Annotated in this window: 13 protein-coding genes and 2 pseudogenes; 4 read left to right on the top strand and 11 right to left on the bottom strand. The window is 64.8% G+C overall.

The window, feature by feature from the left end; translation table 11 throughout:
• Nucleotides 1-213 precede the first annotated feature (213 nt).
• Nucleotides 214-1,122: pseudogene (locus tag Q8O69_RS22170) on the bottom strand (HAMP domain-containing protein); the annotation flags it as partial.
• A gap of 725 nt (nt 1,123-1,847) precedes the next feature.
• Between Q8O69_RS22170 and Q8O69_RS09065 the strand changes: the two are divergent.
• From Q8O69_RS09065 to Q8O69_RS22165, 3 genes and pseudogenes are all read left to right on the top strand, one after another.
• Nucleotides 1,848-3,167, top strand: a complete 1,320-nt coding sequence (locus Q8O69_RS09065; protein ID WP_305591421.1) for a Na+/H+ antiporter family protein — start codon at nt 1,848-1,850, stop codon at nt 3,165-3,167.
• A gap of 115 nt (nt 3,168-3,282) precedes the next feature.
• On the top strand, nt 3,283-4,344 hold the full coding sequence (locus tag Q8O69_RS09060) for an AI-2E family transporter (RefSeq protein WP_305591419.1): 1,062 nt from the start codon (nt 3,283-3,285) through the stop codon (nt 4,342-4,344).
• A gap of 70 nt (nt 4,345-4,414) precedes the next feature.
• Nucleotides 4,415-4,489, top strand: a pseudogene (locus Q8O69_RS22165) (Na+/H+ antiporter NhaC family protein); the annotation flags it as partial.
• A 253-nt stretch (nt 4,490-4,742) separates the two neighbouring features.
• On the opposite strand, the gene norW reads toward Q8O69_RS22165, so the two are convergent.
• Together norW and norV are read right to left on the bottom strand one after the other, a co-directional pair.
• Entirely contained in the window at nt 4,743-5,876 is a 1,134-nt protein-coding gene (gene norW / locus Q8O69_RS09050) for an NADH:flavorubredoxin reductase NorW (RefSeq protein WP_305591415.1), read from the bottom strand.
• A complete protein-coding gene (norV, locus tag Q8O69_RS09045; RefSeq protein WP_305591413.1) occupies nt 5,873-7,327 on the bottom strand; it encodes an anaerobic nitric oxide reductase flavorubredoxin in 1,455 nt (484 codons plus the stop codon). Before norV ends, norW begins: the two co-directional genes overlap by 4 nt.
• Before the next feature lie 168 nt (nt 7,328-7,495).
• Between norV and norR the strand changes: the two genes are divergently transcribed.
• Nucleotides 7,496-9,028 carry a nitric oxide reductase transcriptional regulator NorR gene (gene norR / locus Q8O69_RS09040; RefSeq protein WP_305591411.1) on the top strand — a complete coding sequence of 511 codons (1,533 nt, stop codon included), beginning with the start codon at nt 7,496-7,498 and terminating at the stop codon, nt 9,026-9,028.
• A gap of 91 nt (nt 9,029-9,119) precedes the next feature.
• Here the strand turns inward: norR and nuoN are convergent, their stop codons facing one another.
• Genes nuoN through nuoG form a run of 8 tightly spaced genes read right to left on the bottom strand, consistent with a single transcriptional unit; the run spans nt 9,120 to nt 19,097 of the window.
• Nucleotides 9,120-10,586, bottom strand: a complete 1,467-nt coding sequence (gene nuoN, locus Q8O69_RS09035; protein ID WP_305591473.1) for an NADH-quinone oxidoreductase subunit NuoN — start codon at nt 10,584-10,586, stop codon at nt 9,120-9,122.
• Between the two features lie 17 nt (nt 10,587-10,603).
• A complete protein-coding gene (nuoM, locus tag Q8O69_RS09030; protein WP_305591409.1) occupies nt 10,604-12,136 on the bottom strand; it encodes an NADH-quinone oxidoreductase subunit M in 1,533 nt (510 codons plus the stop codon).
• A gap of 25 nt (nt 12,137-12,161) precedes the next feature.
• The gene (nuoL, locus tag Q8O69_RS09025) at nt 12,162-14,009 is read right to left on the bottom strand and encodes an NADH-quinone oxidoreductase subunit L (RefSeq protein ID WP_305591407.1); all 1,848 of its coding nucleotides are present in this window, start codon (nt 14,007-14,009) and stop codon (nt 12,162-12,164) included.
• Nucleotides 14,006-14,314, bottom strand: coding sequence for an NADH-quinone oxidoreductase subunit NuoK (gene nuoK, locus Q8O69_RS09020; protein ID WP_305591471.1), 309 nt, complete (start codon nt 14,312-14,314; stop codon nt 14,006-14,008). Before nuoK ends, nuoL begins: the two co-directional genes overlap by 4 nt.
• A complete protein-coding gene (gene nuoJ / locus Q8O69_RS09015) occupies nt 14,314-14,814 on the bottom strand; it encodes an NADH-quinone oxidoreductase subunit J (protein ID WP_305591405.1) in 501 nt (166 codons plus the stop codon). Before nuoJ ends, nuoK begins: the two co-directional genes overlap by 1 nt.
• A 16-nt stretch (nt 14,815-14,830) precedes the next feature.
• Nucleotides 14,831-15,379 (bottom strand): NADH-quinone oxidoreductase subunit NuoI, encoded by a 549-nt coding sequence (nuoI, locus tag Q8O69_RS09010; protein WP_305591403.1) that lies wholly within the window; start codon nt 15,377-15,379, stop codon nt 14,831-14,833.
• Between the two features lie 11 nt (nt 15,380-15,390).
• On the bottom strand, nt 15,391-16,371 hold the full coding sequence (gene nuoH, locus Q8O69_RS09005) for an NADH-quinone oxidoreductase subunit NuoH (protein WP_305591401.1): 981 nt from the start codon (nt 16,369-16,371) through the stop codon (nt 15,391-15,393).
• A complete protein-coding gene (gene nuoG, locus Q8O69_RS09000) occupies nt 16,368-19,097 on the bottom strand; it encodes an NADH-quinone oxidoreductase subunit NuoG (RefSeq protein ID WP_305591399.1) in 2,730 nt (909 codons plus the stop codon). The genes nuoH and nuoG overlap by 4 nt, the downstream gene beginning before the upstream one ends.
• Nucleotides 19,098-19,135: the final 38 nt, after the last annotated feature.

Below are 19,135 nucleotides of genomic sequence, written 5' to 3'. Positions count from 1 at the left end.
GCGGGCGGCGTCGGCGGCTTGTGCGGCGTTATGCGCGACGTCATGGGCGGTGGCGCTCATTTCCTGGAAGGCGGTGGCCACCTGGTCGACCTCGCGGAACTGCTGCTGCATGCCGGCGCTGGTCTGGCTGGCGATGGCGGCGGACTGGTCTGCAGTGCCGCGGGCGTCCTGCACGCTGCGTTTGACCTCGGCGATGATCGGCTGCAGCTTGTCGAGGAAGCGATTGAACCAGCCGGCCAGCTCGCCCAACTCGTCTTGTCCGGGGTAGTCGAGGCGACGGGTCAGATCACCTTCGCCGCTGGCGATGTCTTTGAGCATGGCGGCGACACCCAGGATCGGCCGGGTCACCCCGCGGGCGGTCAGCCACATCAGCAGCAGGCCGAGGAGCATGGCCAGCAGGCCGATGGTCAGCGCCACTGCGCTGTCGCCGGTGCGGCGCTGGTCGAGTTGCCGCTCCAGTTGCAGGGCTGGCGCGAGCAGTTGCTGCTCGGGCACTTCGAGCAATACGCTCCAGGGCTTGGCCTCGGGAATCGGCTTGAACGGCTGCAGCACGCGGAGCATCTCGCCGTGCTGCAATTCGGCGGCTTGGCCGCTGGCGATCAAGGGCCGCAATTCGCCGGCGTGTTCGCTGTAAGCCTTCTCGACCGGGTTGCTGAGCAGGCCGGCAGCGCGGCTGTGGCCGGCCAGCAATGCTGCCGGGCTGAAGATGCTGACATGGCCGGCACCGTCATAGAGTTCGCGATTGGCTTGCAGGCTCAGCTGTTGCAGGCTGTCCAGGCTGATGTCGAGACCGACCACGCCGATCACCTTGCCGTCCAGTTCGAGGGGGAAGGCGATGCTGGTCATCAGCACCTGCTGGCCGCCGACTTCGTCGTAGTAAGGTTCCAGCACGCAGGTCGTGCCGCTGTCACGTGGGCAGGTGTACCAGGCGTTGTAAGGGTCGCCACTGGGGCCGGTCTTGGTGTCGCTGAGCATTTCCTCGCTCATCGTTTCCGACTCCAGTTGCCCCGGCTTGGGTTGCGACCAGTACAGTGAGAAGCGTCCCTGGTCATTGCTGCCGAGTTCGGTTTGTTCGGCGAACAGTTCGTCCTTGCCGTCCAGCGCGTTGGGTTCAAACACCATATACAGGCCAAGCAGCGAGGGGTTGGCTTCCAGGCTGCTGCGCGCTTGCCGGGTAAGGTCTTCGCGCAGGTCGAAGGCATCGAGAAAGCGCTTCTCGGCCTGGTCGCGCAGGAACAGGATTTGCCGGGAAAAGCCTTTGCCGTACTGGTAGGTGTCCATGAAGTAGCGCTGGATGCGCATCGCCTGTAGTTCGCCACGGGCCTGCAGGCGCAACTTGGCGCTGTCGGCCAGCATGCTGCTGCTGGCACTGCGCACCAGCTCGGCACTACGGGTGGACTGGTAGAGCGAGGCGCCGACCAGCAACGTCACGATCGCGAGCAGGCACAGGCCGGCAAGCAGGGTGATTTTCCACTGGATAGAAAGACGGCTGAACGGCATGAAACGCTCCTTATTCTGGTGTTTTACCAATCGGCTATCGGCGCGTGTGTGGTTTTCTTGATCGAATTGGCCGCGTCGTGCGCGATGACCATGGCTTATTGGGGCTGTTGCTCAGCGCCCGAGCAGGATTGTGCACGGCACGATCGGTATTCTGCACGTTATATTTTTGACAGCTCAGTGGGCTTGCGGCAGAGTACGCGGCTTTTTTCGGGGTGTAGCGAGGTTGCCGGTCCGTCTGCTGTTTGACGGCTGGGCTGCGCCGATCAAGGGCGGCGAACAGGCATCCGTCGGCACGGCCACGCAGCATCCACTCTCGGGTTTTCCAGCAGAGCTTCTTTGGAGCGTTTATGAATGCAGTAATCGCAGCGGTCGGCATCATGCTTATCCTCAGCCTGTGCCGTGTGCATGTGGTGGTCGCGCTGATCGTCGGCGCCCTGGCCGGGGGTGTGCTCGGCGGCTTGGGCTTGGACGGTTCGCTGACGGCGTTCAATCGGGGCCTGGGCGGCGGCGCCACGGTGGCGCTGTCCTATGCCTTGCTCGGCGCCTTCGCCGTGGCCATCGCCAAGTCCGGCCTGGCTCACGCGCTGGCCGACAAGGCCCTGGCGCTGGTCGGCAAACAGGATGCACAGGGGGGCGGGTTGCTCAAGTGGCTGTTGATCGCCTTGCTGCTGGCGGTGGCGATTGCCTCGCAGAACGTGCTGCCGATCCACATCGCCTTCATTCCGCTACTGGTGCCGCCGTTGCTCTATGTGTTGAGCAAGCTGCAACTGGATCGTCGGCTGATCGCCTGCGTGTTGACCTTTGGCCTGATCACGCCCTACATGTTCCTGCCGGTCGGTTTTGGCGGCATCTTCCTCAATGAAATCCTCCTGGCCAATGTGGCCAAGGCCGGGGTGGATGTGATGGGTGTCAGCATCACCGAGGCCATGGCGATTCCGGCGCTGGGCATGCTGCTCGGTCTGCTGGTGGCGGTGCTGTTCAGCTACCGCAAGAAACGCGTCTATGATCTGGCGAAGATCGAGCAGGCCGAACGCATCGATGTGGCCTACAACCCGTTGAGCCTGCTGGTGGCCGCTGTGGCCATCGCCGCGGCATTCGTCGTGCAGTTGTGGCTGGACTCGATGGTCATCGGTGCCCTGGTCGGTTTCGTGATCTTCTCGGTGTCCGGGGTGGTGCGCTGGAAAGAGGCCGATGGGCTGTTCACCGAAGGCATGAAGATGATGGCGATGATCGGCTTCATCATGATCGCCGCCGGCGGTTTCGCCGAAGTGATGAAGGCCACCGGCGAGATCAAGACCCTGGTCGACAGCGCGGCCGAGCTGGTGGGGCAGGACAAGGCCTTAGGCGCATTGCTGATGCTGCTGGTCGGCCTGCTGGTGACCATGGGCATTGGTTCGTCGTTCTCCACCGTGCCGATCATCGCGGCGATCTTCGTGCCGCTGGGCGTGCAACTGGGTTTCAGCCCGCTGGCCATCGTCTGCATCGTCGGTACTGCCGGCGCCCTGGGCGATGCCGGATCGCCGGCCTCGGACTCGACCCTCGGACCGACCTCGGGGCTGAATGTCGACGGCCAGCACAACCACATCTGGGACAGCGTGGTGCCGACCTTCCTGCACTACAACCTGCCGCTGCTGGTGTTCGGCTGGGGTGCGGCGATGGTGCTGTAAGGGCTGCTCGGGTTTGGCGTCTGCTCGACAAATAACCGGGCCTGGCGACGCTGGGCTGGCACTTGACGGCTATGCTGCTGACTAACCAGAGATATTCTCATACTGGTACTCAGCCATGTTACCGCCCAGCATTGAACAAAAGACCTTCCTGATCCTGTTGGTCGGCGTCACCCTGGCTTTCGGCTGGCTGCTCCTGCCGTACTACGGTGCGCTGTTCTGGGCCGTGGTACTGGCAGTGGTGTTCGGCCCGGTGCAGCAGCGCCTGGTGCTGCACACGGGGGGGCGGGGCAACATGTCCGCGCTGCTCACCCTGGTTATCTGCCTGCTGGTCGCGGTGCTGCCGGTGATCGTGATAATCGGCATGCTGGTCCAGGAAGGGCGCTCCATTTTTCAGCGACTCGAGTCCGGGGAGCTCGACATCGGCATGTATGTGGCACAGCTGAAGGATATGCTGCCGCCGTTCCTGCAACGTCTGCTCGACAGCGTCGGCATGGGCAACTTCGATGACCTGCGCGAGCGAATCTCCAGCGCCGCCCTTGCGGCTAGCGAATTCCTCGCCACCAAGGCCTTCGACATCGGCCAAGGCACCTTTCACTTTGTTGTCGGCTTCTTCGTGATGCTCTACCTGCTGTTCTTCTTCCTGCGCGATGGCCCGGAATTGACGCGCAAGCTGCGCATGGCGATTCCGCTGGGTGCCATGGAGAAGCGTCGTCTGCAGATCAAGTTCACCCGGGTGGTGCGTGCCACGCTGAAGGGAAATATTGTCGTGGCGATTATCCAGGGCGCTGTCGGCGGGCTGATCTTCTTGCTGTTGGGTATCCCCAGCCCATTGCTCTGGGGCGTGCTGATGGCGTTTCTGTCCCTGTTGCCGGCTGTGGGCTCGAGCATCGTCTGGGCGCCAATTGCCGCTTACCTGCTGCTCAGTGGCAGCTTCTGGCGAGGGCTGACGCTGGTGTTCTGCGGGATCTTCGTGATTGGCCTGGTGGACAACGTCCTGCGTCCGCTATTGATCGGCAAGGACACCAAGATGCCGGATTATCTGGTGCTGATCTCCACCCTCGGTGGGCTGACGTTGTTCGGCCTCAACGGTTTTGTTATCGGCCCCTTGATTGCCGCGCTGTTCATCGCCACCTGGGATCTGTACGTCAATGAAAAGACCAGCATCAATCTGCCCTGAACCAGGCGTTTACCGGATGATCCCCGCCAACCCGGCGCCGGGCATGCTGTTCGGCCTGCTGGTGGCCATGGGCATCGGTTCGCCGGCCTCGGACTCAACCCTTGGGCCGACCTCGGGGCTGAATGTCGACGGCCAGCACAATCATACGATTGCCGGTACGTCCTGGTTTCAAAGGATGTGAAAAAACCAAGGGCGCCGCGAGGGCGCCGTCAGGCGCGCGAAACAAGGCGCGCCAGGTGAAAACGAGGGAGTCTGCCAGGCCAAATGGCCGAGGTTTTGACTCGCTTCGCTCGCCCTGCGGGCCAGTCGCGGCTGTTACTCCGCTGTGCTCTGTTTGCGCAACGCAGTTGCAACCGCCCGCCGCTAGTCGCAGCAGGCAAGCGATTTTTCACAACCTCTCAGCCGGGCAACTGGCGCAGCAGGGCGAAGGCGTTCTGCAGGCGACCCTCGCTGACCACAAAACCGCGCAACTGTGCCTGCGCGTCGAAGGCCTGGGCCAGCATGCCCTGGTCGTTGAAGCTGAGCTGCCAGTCGAGGTGCTCGCCGATGGTCTCGCCGGCCAGTTGCAGCGGCAGGCGCGGCGTCTTCACCCGGATCAGCATGGGCGGCAGCTGCAGCGCCTGCGGCTGGCCGAGCAAGGTCTTGGCCAGGGCGCTGGCCGCCAGCTGGGTCGGCTGCAGGAACGGTAGCACGCGGCCATCGATCTCGGCGCAATCGCCCAGGGCGTAGATGTGCTCGGCGCTGGTCTGTAGATGGCGGTCGACCTGAATGCCACGGCCTACGGTGAGCCCGGTCTGGCGTGCCAGTTCGATGTTCGGGCGCAGGCCGATGGCGGCGATCGCGCTGTCACAGTCGACCGATTGGCCATCGCCCAGGTAGGCACGAATGCCGTTGTCGCTTCGCTCCAGGCGCTGCAGGCCGCTACCCAAGCGCAGCTGCGCGCCACTGGCGACCAGGCAGGCTTGCAGGCGGGCGCTGACCGCCGCCGGCATCAGGGACGCCAGCACGCTGCTGGCCTGGTCGACCAGCACCACCTGTTTGCCGCTGCTGAGCAGATCCATTGCCAGCTCGCTGCCGATCAGCCCGGCGCCGAGCACCAGTACGCGACGCGCATCGCGCAGCTGCGCCTCGGCGGCCTGGTATTCGCCCTGGCTGTTGAGCGTCAGCAGCAGCTCATGGCCCGGCACTGGCGGCACCAGGGCACTGGCCCCGGTGGCCAGCACCAATTGTGCGTAATCGTGGCTGCCGTCGGCGGTGTAGAGGCGCCGCGCCTGCGGGTCGATCGACTCGACCCGGGTGAAGGGTTGTATGACGACCTGGTACTGCTCGGCGAAGCGCGCGGCGCTCAGACGGGTCAGCTCGGCACTGCTGCGGCCCTGGCTGAACACATGGCTGATGTCCGGCTTGTTGTACTCGTCGCCGCTGTCGGCAGTGAGCAGGCGGATGGGCACCTGCGCGTCCAGTTTGCGCAGGCTCTTGACCAGTTGGCAGGCGGCGAAGCCCGAGCCGATGATGAGGATTTCGTGGCTCATGCTGCTTTCTCCTGCAGTACTTCAAAGACATCCTTGCCCAGGCTGCATTCGGGGCAGAGAAAATTGTCCGGCACCTCGCTCCAGGGCGTGCCGGCAGCGACGCCTTGAATCGGCTCGCCGAGTTCGGGTTGGTAAACCCACTGGCAGACGCTGCACTGCATGGCCGGGCCGACATCGCCCAACGGGGCGACGGGCGCCTGAACGGCGGGTTTGGCCGCTGCCGGGGCCGCGGCTCGGCTGAATCCCGACGGCGCTGTCAGCGCCCATTCGCGGGCCAGTTGCCGGCCATGGGCGCGACAGGCTTCAAGGGCGCTGCCATCGGGGCGCCATTTGCTCTTGAGCGACAGCGAGGTGGTGAAGCCGGCGTCCATCAGGCGGGTCTGGATGCGGTCCACGGCGCCGCCGTTCCAACCGTAGCTGCCGAAGGCGGCGGCCTTCTTGTTGCGAAAGCGCAGGCCGGTGATCTCCTCCAGCATGCCGGCGACCTTTGGCATCATCACGTTGTTCATGGTCGAGGAGCCGACCAGGACGGCCTTGGAGCGGAACACCTGGGTGAGGATCTCGTTCTTGTCGTGGCGGGCGACGTTGAAGATCTTCACCGCTACGCTTGGGTCGGCCTCGTGGATACCCTGGGCCAGGGCATCGGCCATCATCCGGGTGTTGTTCGACATGCTGTCGTAGAACAGGGTGATACGGTTTTCCTGATAGTGATCGGCCCACTCCAGGTACTTGCCGACGATCTGCGCCGGATCGGTCCGCCAGACCACGCCGTGGGCGGTGGCGATCATCGACAGCGGCAGATTGAAGCCGAGCACCTCGTTGATCTTGGCGGTGACCAGCGGGCTGAAGGGGGTGAGGATGTTGGCGTAGTAGCGCAGGCACTGCTCCAGCAGCTCCTGCTGATCGACCTCGTCGTTGAACAGGTGCTCGTCGCAATAGTGCTGGCCGAAGGCGTCGTTGCTGAACAGCACGGCATCGCCGCTGAGGTAGGTCATCATGCTGTCGGGCCAGTGCAGCATCGGCGTTTCGATGAACACCAGCTGCTTGCCATTGCCGATGTCCAGGCTGTCGCCGGTCTTCACCGGGATGAAGTTCCAGTGCGGCTGGTGGTGATGGCCGGTGATCGAGTCGATGGCGTTGGCGGTGCAGTAGATCGGTGTGCCCGGGATGAGCGCCATCAGCTCGGACAGCGCGCCGGCGTGATCCTCTTCGGCATGATTGATGACGATGTAGTCGATGCTCGCCAGGTCGACTTCGTTGGCCAGGTTGAGGATGAATTCCCGGCTGAAACGATGGTCGACGGTGTCGATCAGTACGGTCTTCTCCTCACGGATCAGGTAGCTGTTGTAGCTGGTGCCCTTGAGGGTCTTGTACTCGGTGCCGTGAAAATCGCGGACCTCCCAATCGCGCTGACCGACCCAGTGGATGTTCTCTTTGAGCAAAATTGTCATGCAGATACGTACCTTGCAGAAGTGGATGGATAAGCCTGCCCATCTCTACTGCAGGGTGCGTGCCAATATTCAAGTCATTGAAATATAAGGTATTTATAATATGTGTTTGTCAAATGTACAGTGCCTGTGTAGTGTCATCGCGACATACATTGGTCATAAAGACAGAACATGACGCTTTCGATGGATAACCTGGCGCGTATCGCCCTCGATCTACAGTGGGGCATCTGCAATCAGGATCGTTTTCAGCAGTTGATCAACAGCCTGCGTCAGCTGTTGTTGTGCGATGCCCTGGCCCTGTTGCGCTACGAGGGCCAGTTGTTCCGCCCGCTGGCGATCGATGGGCTGGCCCCGGACGTGCTCGGTCGGCGTTTCCACCTCGGCGAGCACCCGCGCCTGGAGGCCATCGCCCGCGCCGGCGATGTGGTGCGCTTCCCCGCCGACAGCCAGTTGCCGGACCCTTACGACAACCTGATCCTGCCCAGCCGTGAGCAGCTCAAGGTACATGCCTGTATCGGCCTGCCGTTGTTCGCCAACCAGACCCTGATTGGCGCGCTGACCATCGATGGTTACGACCCCGCCCAGTTCGATCATTTCAACGACGAGGAGCTGCGCCTGATCGGCGCGCTGGCCTCGGCGGCCCTGAGCAATGCGCTGCTGGTCGAGCGCCTGGAACAGCAGACGATGGCGCCGATCGCCAACCCGCAGGCGAACAAGCCGGGGGCGGACGAGATCGTCGGTTTGTCGGCCGGCATGCTGCAGCTGAAGAAGGAGATCGGCGTGGTCGCCGGCTCCGACCTCAACGTGCTGATCATGGGCGAGACCGGGGTCGGCAAGGAGCTGGTGGCCAAGGCCATCCACCTGGCCTCGCCGCGTGCCAGCCATCCGCTGGTCTACCTCAACTGCGCGGCGCTGCCCGAGTCGGTGGCCGAGAGCGAGCTGTTCGGCCACGTCAAGGGCGCCTTCACCGGCGCCATCCACCACCGCGCCGGCAAGTTCGAGATGGCCGACCAGGGCACCCTGTTCCTCGACGAGATCGGCGAGCTGTCGCTGACCCTGCAGGCCAAGTTGCTGCGCGTGCTGCAGTATGGCGACCTGCAGCGCATCGGCGACGACCGCAGCCTCAAGGTCAACGTACGCATCCTCGCCGCCACCAACCGCGATCTGAAGAGCGCGGTGCTGGCCGGGCAGTTCCGCGCCGATCTCTACCATCGCCTCAGCGTGTTCCCGATCACTGTGCCGGCGCTGCGCGAGCGACAGGAGGACATCGCCCTGCTCAGCGGCTTCTTCTGCGAGCGTTGCCGCAGCCAGTTGGGCCTGGGCAGCCTGGCGCTGAGCAAGGCTGCGTTGACGCTGTTGCAGCGCTACCCCTGGCCGGGCAACGTGCGCGAGCTGGAACACGCCATTCACCGCGCCGCGGTGCTGGCGCGTGCCGAACAGGGCCTTGGCGAGGTGCTGCTCAATCCGAGCTATTTCAGTCTGGAAGGCTCGGCCCAGGTCGCCAGCCAGACCCCGCTGACGCCCGCCACGGCGGCCACCGCAATGCCTGGCGTCGGCCTGCGTGAGGCGCTCGACGAGTTCCAGGGCCAACTGATCCGTCAGACCCTGGAGAGCTTCAGCGGCAACTGGTCGGCTACCGCCCGCCACCTGCAGATCGACAGCGGCAACCTGCACCGCCTGGCCAGGCGTCTGGGGGTCAAATAGCTGGACGGGATGCCCGACGATCTGCTGCGGCGCGCTTTGTGACGAGCGGGAGAGGGGGATGGCTGCGCAGGCCGCGCCGGAACCCCCGGGTTTACGAGGCGAAGCCGGCGTTTAGTATTAACTCCAGCAACGGTTGCGGATAAACGCCGAGCATGAACGCCAGCAGGGCGACGATCAGCAGCATGACGCCGCCGGCCCGTTGACCCCAGTTGAACGGCGCATCGTGACGGCGCAGGTTGGGTTCGACCATGAACAGGGTGACCATCACTCGCAGGTAGTAGAACACCCCGATCGCGCTACCCAGCACCAGCGCGCCGAGCAGCCACCAGAGTTGGGCCTGCACGCCGACGGTGATGATATAGAACTTGCCGATGAAGCCCGCGGTCAGCGGAATGCCCGCCAGCGACAGCATCATCACCGTGAGCACCGCGGTCAGGTAGGGCCGGCGCCAGAACAGCCCGCGGTATTCGTACAGGGCATCGCAGTCGCGGCCGTTATAGGGCGTGGACATCAGGGTGACCACGCCGAAGGCGCCGAGCACGGTCAGCACGTAGGTGGCCAGGTAAACGCCGACCGCTTCGACCGCCAGGCCCTTGCTGGCGATCAGGGCTACCAGCAGATAGCCGAAGTGGGCGATCGAGGAGTAGCCGAGCAGGCGCTTGAGGTTGTTTTGCAGCAGGGCCAGCAGGTTGCCGAAGAGGATCGAAGCGACTGCGATCAGCGCCAGCAGATCGTGCAGCGCCGGGCTCGCAGCTGCGGGCGACAGCTGGAACAGGCGCAGCAGCACGGCAAACACCGCGACCTTGCTGGCGGTGGCGAGAAAGGCTGCGACCGGTGCCGGCGCGCCCTCGTAGACATCCGGCGTCCACAAATGAAAGGGCACCAGCGACAGCTTGAACGCCAGTGCCACCAGCAGCATGGTCATGCCCAACTGCACCAGCGGACCGGGCTGCGCGGCCGGTGCCAGGATGGCACCGATCCCGGCAAAGCTCAGGCTGCCGGCGTCGGCATACAGCAGGGCCATGCCGAACAGCAGGAAGGCGCTGCCTGCGGCCGACAACACCATGTACTTGAGGCCAGCCTCCAGTGAGCGCTTGTTGAAGAAGGCATAGGCGACCAGCCCGTAGGTCGGCAGCGAGAGCAGTTCCAGACCGATGAACAAACCGGCCAGGTGCTGCGCGCTGACCAGCACCAGGCCACCGGCGGCAGCCAGCAGCATCAGCAGGTAGAGTTCTTCGCGGTTGCCCGGATAGCCCTTGGCCTGCTTCTCGCCGAGGTAGGCGTGGGCCAGGGTGATGCAGGCCAGGGTGGCGATCAGGATCAGGGCCATGTAGAAGCAGGCGAAGCGATCGACCATCAGCAAGGCGGTGACCGGCAGCGGGGCGACCTGCAGCGCGGGGAGCAGGGACAGCAAGGCCAGGTTGAGGCCGATCACCGCGAGCAGAAAACTCTGGGTATGGTTGCGCCGCCAGGCGATCCCGAGCATCACCAGCACGGCGGTGGCGCTGGTGATCAGCAGCGGCAGCAGGGCGATGAAATGCTGCAGGGTCAGGTCCAAGTCCATGTCCATGTGCGCTACCGGGCCGAGAGCAGTTGAGAGAAGGCCGTGGCCAGCCATTGCTGGACGCCGTGCATGCTCGCCGCCGAGGTGTCCAGCACCGGCTGCGGATAGACCCCGAGCAGCAACAACAAGCCGATCAGGCCGAGCATCATGCTCAACTCGCGGCCATCCAGCCCCTGCAGTGGCCCTTCGGCTTTGGCCGGGCCATAGAACGCGCGCTGGATCATGATCAGCGAATACACCGAGGCCAGCACCAGGCCGCCGGTGGCGATCACGGTGATCAGCGGGGCGACCTTGAAGGTGCCGAGCAGGATCAGGAATTCGCCGACGAAGTTGCCGGTACCGGGCAAACCCAGCGAGGCGGCAGCGAAGAACAGCATCACCCCCGGCAGGTAATTCAGGCGCCCCCACAGGCCGCCCATGAGGCGCAGGTCGCGGGTGTGCAGGCGCTCGTAGAGCTGGCCGCAGAGGATGAACAGCGCCGCGGCAGACAGGCCGTGGGCGAGCATCTGGATCACCACGCCTTGCAGCGCCAGCTGCGTGCCGGAATAGATACCGATCAGCACGAAGCCCATGTGCGACACGCTGGTGTAGGCAATCAGTCGCTTGATGTCGGTCTGGGCGAAGGCCAGTAGGGCGCCGTAGACGATGCCCAGCACGCCGAGGCCCATGGCGATCGGGGCGAACTCGGCCGAGGCATTGGGGAACAGCGGCACGCCGAAGCGCAGCAGGCCGTAGGCCGCGGTCTTCAGCAGGATCCCGGCCAGGTCCACCGAGCCGGCGGTCGGTGCCTGGGCGTGGGCATCCGGCAGCCAGGAATGCAGCGGCACCACCGGCAGCTTGACGGCGAAGGCGATGAAGAAACCGAGCATCAGGGTGTATTCGACTGCCGGGTCGAGTTTGGCTTGCAGCAGCAGGGCGTAGTCGAAGGTCAGCACGCCGCTGCCGTGGAAGTTGGCGAATACCAGGCCGAGAATCGCCACCAGCATGATCAGGCCGCTGGCCTGGGTGTAGATGAAGAACTTGGTCGCCGCGTTGATCCGCGAGGTCTTGCCGTCCGCCGCGCTGTGGCCCCACAGGGCGATGAGGAAGTACATCGGCACCAGCATCATTTCCCAGAAGAAGAAGAACAGGAACAGGTCCAGGGCCAGGAACACGCCGATCACGCCGCCGAGAATCCACATCAGGTTGAGGTGGAAGAAACCGACCCGCTTCTGGATTTCCCGCCAGGAACAGAGCACCGACAGTACCCCGAGCAGGCCGGTGAGCAGGATCATCAGCAGCGACAGGCCATCCAGCGCCAGGTGCAGGCTGATGCCGAAGCGTGCGATCCACGGATACTTGAACTCCAGCGCCCAGGCCGGCTCGCTGCCGGCGCTGGGCGCCAACTGAAAGTCGCCCTGCTGCCACAGCCACAGGCTGATCAGCAGCACCAGGCCCATGGTCAGCAGCGCCAGCCAGCGTGGCAGGGTGCTGCTGTGGCGCTCGGCCAGCCAGCAGAGCAGGCCGCCGATAAAGGGAATCAAGACCAGCCAGGGCAGAATCACGCGGTCACGCTCCTTGGTTCCATGATCAGAGCACCTTCAACAGGCCGAGCAGCAGCACCGTGCCAGCGGCCAGGCTTAGCGCATACCAGCGCAACTGGCCGGTCTGGCTGCGGCTGAGCAGCAGGTGCAGAACCCGCGCCAGGCGCGGCAACAGGCCGATGCTGCGGTCGAACGGATCGCGCCGCAGCACCCGGCACAGCCACAGGTAGGGTTTGACGAACAGCCGGTCGTAGAGCCAGTCGAAGCCCCAGGCGGCGAACCACCAGGCGCTGAAGAAGCGCCCCGGCGCACTGGCGGCCAGACGCCTGACCAGCTCGCGCTGGCCGAGAAACAGGGCCGCGGCAGCAGCAATGCCAAGCACCGCGATAAAGCCGGAGAACAGCTCCAGACTGTGTTTGCCTGCGCCCCCGGCATGCCCGACGCTGTCTGGCAGCACCCCGGCCAGGGGTGGCTCGATCAGCGCGCCGACGAAGGTCGAGAGCAGCATCAACAGCGTCAGTGGCAGCCAGTAGGCGACGCCCTTGCCCGCATGGGCCTCGCTCTGTTGCGGGCCGTGAAAGACGATGAAGATCAGGCGGAAGCTGTACAGCGAGGTCAGTACCGCGCCGACCAACCCGGCCAGCAACAGCGGCTGGTTACCACTGGCCAGGGCTTCCCAGAGGATTTCATCCTTGGAGTAGAAACCGGCCGTGACCAGGGGCAGGGCGGCCAGTGCCGAGCCGCCGACCAGGAAGCACAGGTAGGCCAGCGGCAGCGGTTTGCGCAGCCCGCCCATCTTGAAGATGTTCTGCTCGTGGTGGCAGGCGACTATTACCGCTCCGGCGGTGAGGAACAGCAGGGCCTTGAAGAAGGCATGGGTCATCAGGTGGAAGATCGCCGCCTGCCAGGCGCCGACGCCGAGGGCGAGGAACATGTAGCCGATCTGGCTCATGGTCGAGTAGGCGAGGATGCGCTTGATGTCGGTCTGTACCAGGGCGGCGCAACCGGCCAGCAGCAGGGTCACGCCGCCGACCAGGCCGACCAGGCCCAGGGTCAGGGGCGTCAGGCTGAACAGCGCGTGGCAACGGGCGATCAGGTAGACCCCGGCGGTGACCATGGTCGCCGCGTGGATCAGCGCGGAGACCGGGGTCGGGCCGGCCATGGCGTCGGCCAGCCAGGTCTGCAGCGGCAGTTGCGCCGACTTGCCCACCGCGCCGCCGAGCAGCAGCAGGGTCGCGGTGGTCAGCAGCGGATCGCCACTGGCGAATTTCTGCGGCGCCAGCGCCAGCATGTCCTGGATATTCAGGGTGCCGAAGGCATGGAACAGCACGAACAGGCCGAGGGCCATGAACACATCGCCGATGCGGGTGACGATAAACGCCTTGAGCGCCGCGCCGCCGTTGGCCGGGTTGCGGTAGTAGAAGCCGATCAGCAGGTAGCTGCACAGGCCGACACCCTCCCAGCCGAAATACAGCAGCAGCAGGTTATCGCCGAGCACCAGCAGCAGCATGCTGGCGATAAACAGGTTCATGTAGGCGAAGAACCGCGAATAGCCTTCCTCGCCGCGCATGTACCAGGAGGCGAACAGGTGGATCAGAAAACCCACGCCAGTGACCACCCCGAGCATGGTCAGCGACAAGCCATCCAGGTGCAGGGCGACGCTCGGGGTAAAGCCATCCACCGCCAGCCACTGCCAGAGCACCTGCACATACACGCCGTCGGCTGGCGGGGCAGTGAGAAATTGCCAGCCGGCAAACAGACTGACCAGGGCGGCGAGGCCCACCGAACCGACGCCGATCAGCGCCGTCAGCTGTTCGGTAAAGCGCCCACGGGAGAAGGCCAGCAGGCAGAAACCCAACAAGGGCAGTAGCAGCGTCAGGTAGAGAAGGTTCATCCGTGCATCTCACTGGCAGCGTCGATGTCCAGGGTGTGAAAACGGCGGTACAGCTGCAATAGCAGGGCCAGACCGACGGCCGCCTCGGCGGCCGCCAGGGTGATCACCAGGATGAACATCACCTGGCCATCGGCCTGGGCCCAGCGACTGCCTGCGACGATAAAGGCCAGGCCGGCGGCGTTCATCATGATTTCCAGGCTCATCAGCACGAAGAGGATGTTGCGCCGCACCATCAGGCCGACCAGGCCCAGGCAGAACAGCACGCCGGCCAGGGCCAGGCCATGTTCCAGCGGGATCGACGCGATCATGATTTCGCCTCATAGCGGCCCAGGTGAAAGGCGACGACCAGCGCCGCCAGCAACAGCAGCGACGCCAGTTCGACCACCAGCAGATAGGGGCCGAACAGGCTGATGCCGACCGCCTTGGCCTCCACCACCTGGGTGCCCAGCACGGCGCCGCTGGGCGTGTCGAACAGCACGTAGAGCAGCTCGCCGAGCAGCAACAGTGCCAGCAGCGCCGGCCCCAGCCAGATGCCCGGGGTCAGCCAGCGGCGCTCCTGGTCGATGGCCGCCGGGCCGAGGTTGAGCATCATCACCACGAAGACGAACAGCACCATGATCGCCCCGGCATAGACGATGACCTCCAGGGCGCCGGCGAAGGGCGCGCCGAGGGCGAAGAAACACATCGCCACCGCCAGCAGCGAGATGATCAGGTAGAGCAGGGCGTGCATCGGGTTGCGATTGGTGATCACCCGCAGGGTGGCCAGCACCGCGATACCCGATGCGAAATAGAAGGCGAACTCCATCAGCGACTCCTCGGCGTCATGGCAGCAACCCCTTGACGTTGACCGGCTCGGCCTCGTTCTGCGCCGCGCCCTTGGGTTTGCCGGCGATGGCCAGGCCGGCGACCCGGTAGAAGTTGTAGTCCGGATACTTGCCGGGGCCGGCGATCAGCAGGTCGTCCTTCTCGTAGACCAGCTGCTGGCGATCGAACTCGGCCATCTCGAAGTCGGGGGTCAGCTGGATGGCGTTGGTCGGGCAGGCCTCCTCGCACAGGCCGCAGAAAATGCAGCGTGAGAAGTTGATGCGGAAGAACTCGGGATACCAGCGCCCATCGGCGCTTTCGGCCTTCTGCAGGGAGATGCAGGCCACCGGGCAGGCCACCGCGCAGAGGTTGCAGGCCACGCAGCGCTCCTCACCGTCCGGATCGCGGGTCAATACGATGCGTCCGCGGTAGCGCGGCGGCAGGTACACCGGCTCCTCGGGATATTGCAGGGTGTCGCGCTTGCGCCAGGCATGGGCAAAGATCATCCCCAGGCTGCGCAACTGGGTAAAGGTGCCATGCAGGATGTGCCAGATGTAGCTGAACATACCGGTTCTCCCTAGTCGGCGGCGGCCAGCACCAGGGCGCCGGTCACTAGCAGGTTGAGCAGGGTCAGCGGCAGGCAGAAGACCCAGCTGAAAGTCATCACCTGGTCGTAGCGCGGCCGCGGGATGGAGGCGCGCAGCAGGATGAAGACCATGATGAAGAAACCGGTTTTCAGGGCGAACCAGAGGAACGGTGGCAGTAGCGGGCCGTGCCAGCCGCCGAAGAACAGGGTCACCAGCAGCGCCGAGATCAGCACGATGCCGATGTATTCGCCGACGAAGAACATGCCCCATTTCATCCCGGCGTATTCGATGTGGTAGCCGTCGGCCAGTTCCTGTTCGGCTTCCGGCTGGTCGAACGGGTGGCGGTGGGTGACCGCCACACCGGCGATGAAGAAGGTACAGAAACCGAGAAATTGCGGAATGATGAACCACAGGTGCTGGTGCTGGTAGTCGACGATGTCGCGCAGGTTGAACGAACCAGCCTGGGCCACCACGCCCATCAAGGCCAGACCCATGAACACTTCGTAGGACAGCGTCTGCGCCGAGGCGCGCAGGCTGCCGAGCAGGGCGAACTTGTTGTTGCTGGCCCAACCGGCGAACAGCACCGCATACACCGACAGCCCGGCCATGGCGAAGAAGAACAGCAGGCCGATATTGAGGTCGGCCACGCCCCAGGTCGGGGTGATCGGCACCACCACGAAGGCGATCAGCAGCGCGCTCATGGCCATAACCGGCGCCAGGGTGAAGATCAAGCGGTCGGCGAACGGGGGCGTCCAGTCTTCCTTGAAGAACATCTTGAGCATGTCGGCAGCGATCTGGAACATGCCGAAGGGGCCAACCCGGTTGGGCCCGTAGCGATCCTGCCAGAGACCGAGCAGGCGGCGTTCGACCCAGCTGAGCAGGGCGCCGAGAATCACCACGCTGAGCAGAATCACCACGGCCTTGAGTACCGCGAGCAGGATCGCCTGCAGGTCGGGGGTCAACCAGCTCATGGCGCCACCTTCTGCAGCACGGTGACCATGGCGCCGGCGATAACCGCCGGGATCCCGGGCAAGCCGACCGGCAGGCCGATCAGGCCGCTGGCCAGTTCGTCACACACGCGCAACGGCAAACGCAACACCTGACCGTCGATGGTCAGCGCCACTGGCGCACCCTCGCCAAGCCCGAGGCGCTCGGCATCGACTCCGCCCATCGCCACATAGGGCGGCGGGATACGCTGCTGCAGCGGCGCGGCGCGGGCGGAAGTTTCTTCGCTGCCGAACAGGTGATGCATGGGCACGGCCTGCCAGGTGCCCGGCGCCGGCTCGAATGCGGCGGGCACGCCGAACCAGGGCAAGGCCGTGCCTTTGGCTTCGATCAGGCGCACACCCGGATCGCCGGCGCGCAGATGGCCGCCGACTTCATCCTGGAACTTGTTCCACGCCTGCGGCGAGTTCCAGCCCGGCGCCCAGGCGAAGGGAATCTGCTGGCGCCGTTCCTGGCTGCCGGAATAACCTTCCATAGAGAAGGCCAGGGCCGAGTCCTGATCCTGCGGCTGGCGTGGCTCATGCACGCTGATATTGGCGCGCATGGCGGTGCGGCCGCTGTAGCGCAGGGGTTCGCGCGCCAGCTTGAGGCCCTTGATGCGGAACGCGGCATTCGGCGCGGCTTCGCCGATTCGAGCCAATAGAGGGTTGCTGGCCGCGCAGGCGGCGGTGACTTCATCCAGTTGGGTCCAGTCGACCGGCTTGCCGAGCAGGGTGCTGTGCAGCGCATGCAGCCAGCGCCAGCTCTCGCGCACCAGGTTGTCGGCGTCGTAGTAGGCAGGGTCGAAGACCTGGAAAAAGCGCTGGGCGCGGCCTTCCTGGCTGACCAGGGTGCCGTCGGCTTCGGTAAAGCTGGCCGCGGGCAGCAGCAGGTGCGCTTTGGCGCTGGTGGTCGTGTGTTGATGGTCGACGACTATCACCAGCTTGGCGGCCTGCAGCGCGGCATCGACTGTGGCGCTGTCGGCACGGCGGTAGAGGTCGTTTTCCAGCACCACCACGGCATCGGCCTGAGCGCTGCTCAGGGCCTGCAAGGCGGCGTCCAGCGACTGTTCGCCGAACCGTTCGTCGAGTAGCAGTGCCAGGCCCATGCTGTTGGCTTCCGCCACTACCGGGCTGATGGAGGCGTTTTTCCCACGGTTGTGCAAGGCGCTGGCGATATTCGCGGCCGCCTCGATCAGCGCCGTACAGCTCAGGGAGGTACCGCAGACCAGCAGCGGGCGTTCGGCTTCGAGCAGGGTCGCGGCGATGCGCTGCGCCAGTTCGGCGGCGTCGCCTGGCATGCCGTGCACCGCTGGCGCGTTCGGGTCGATGGCGTGGGCCACGGCGCAGCCCAGGCGCGCCAGGTCGACCGGGGCGGCATGCACGCACTCGGCGGCGATGTCATCCAGGCGGGTGGCTGTGGCGCTGGCGATAAACAGTGGGTTCAACGCATGCTGGCCAACGTTGTGCACGGCGGCGTTGTGCCATGGCGCGATGTTCAGCGCGGCGGCCATGGCGGTCGCCTTGCCTTTCACCGCCTGGCGCAGGGCCAGCGCCAGGCGGGCGGCGGTCTGGGTCAGGTCTTCGCCGAGGATGAACAGCGCATCGTGGCTTTCCACCTCGCGCAGGGTCGCTACCGGCAGCGGCCCGTTCAGCAGCAGATCGCGGATCAGTACCAGGTTTTCCAGCTCTGCGGCGGCGATGCCGCAATAGTAGTTGTCGTCGCCGACCAGCTCGCGCAGGGCGAAGTTGCTCTCCAGACTGGCGCGGGGCGAGCCGATGCCGATCACCTTGCGCGGTCTGAGTAACGCCGCCGCCTGGTCGAGGGCCGAGTCGAGGCCCATCTTCATCTTGCTCAGCATCATCATCGGCTGGCGCGGGCGGTCTGCGCGATTGACGTGGCCATAGCCGAAGCGCCCGCGATCGCAGAGGAAATACTGGTTCACCGCGCCGTTGAAGCGGTTCTCGATGCGCCGGATCTCGCCGTAGCGCTCGCCGGGGCTGATGTTGCAGCCGAGCGAACAGCCGTGGCAGATGCTCGGGGCGAACTGCATGTCCCACTTGCGGTTGTAGCGCGCCGAGTGGGTCTTGTCGGTGAACACCCCGGTCGGGCAGACCTCGGTGAGGTTGCCGGAGAATTCGCTTTCCAGCACACCGTCCTGTACGCGGCCGAAGTACAGGTTTTCATGGGCGCCATACACGCCCAGGTCGCTGCCGCCGGCGTAGTCCTGGTAGTAGCGCACGCAGCGGTAGCAGGCGATGCAGCGGTTCATCTCGTGGCCGATGAAGGGGCCCAGATCCTGGTTCTGGTGGGTGCGTTTGCTGAAGCGGTAACGCCGGCGGTTGTGCCCGCTCATTACCGTCATGTCCTGCAGGTGGCAGTGGCCGCCTTCCTCGCACACCGGACAGTCATGCGGGTGGTTGGTCATCAGCCACTCGACCACGCTGGCGCGGAACTGCCGGGCTTCCTCGTCGTCGATGGAAATCCAGCTGTTGTTGCTGGCCGGGGTCATGCAGGACATCACCAGGCGCCCACGCGTGTCGTTCTCGTCGCTGAACTGCTTGACCGCGCATTGCCGGCAGGCGCCCACGCTGCCGAGCGCCGGGTGCCAGCAGAAGTAGGGAATATCCAGGCCCAGCGACAGGCAGGCCTTGAGCAGGTTATCTGCGCCATCGACTTCGAACGCCTTGCCGTCTACGTGAATAGTGGCCATGTCTTCAGTCTTCGTATGCCCATGGATGCGGGCGGGCT

The organism is Pseudomonas sp. (assembly GCF_030690725.1).
GTDB lineage: Bacteria > Pseudomonadota > Gammaproteobacteria > Pseudomonadales > Pseudomonadaceae > Aquipseudomonas.
Note: the sequence above shows the minus strand (reverse complement) of the source record. Positions and strands in the feature narration are given on the sequence as shown.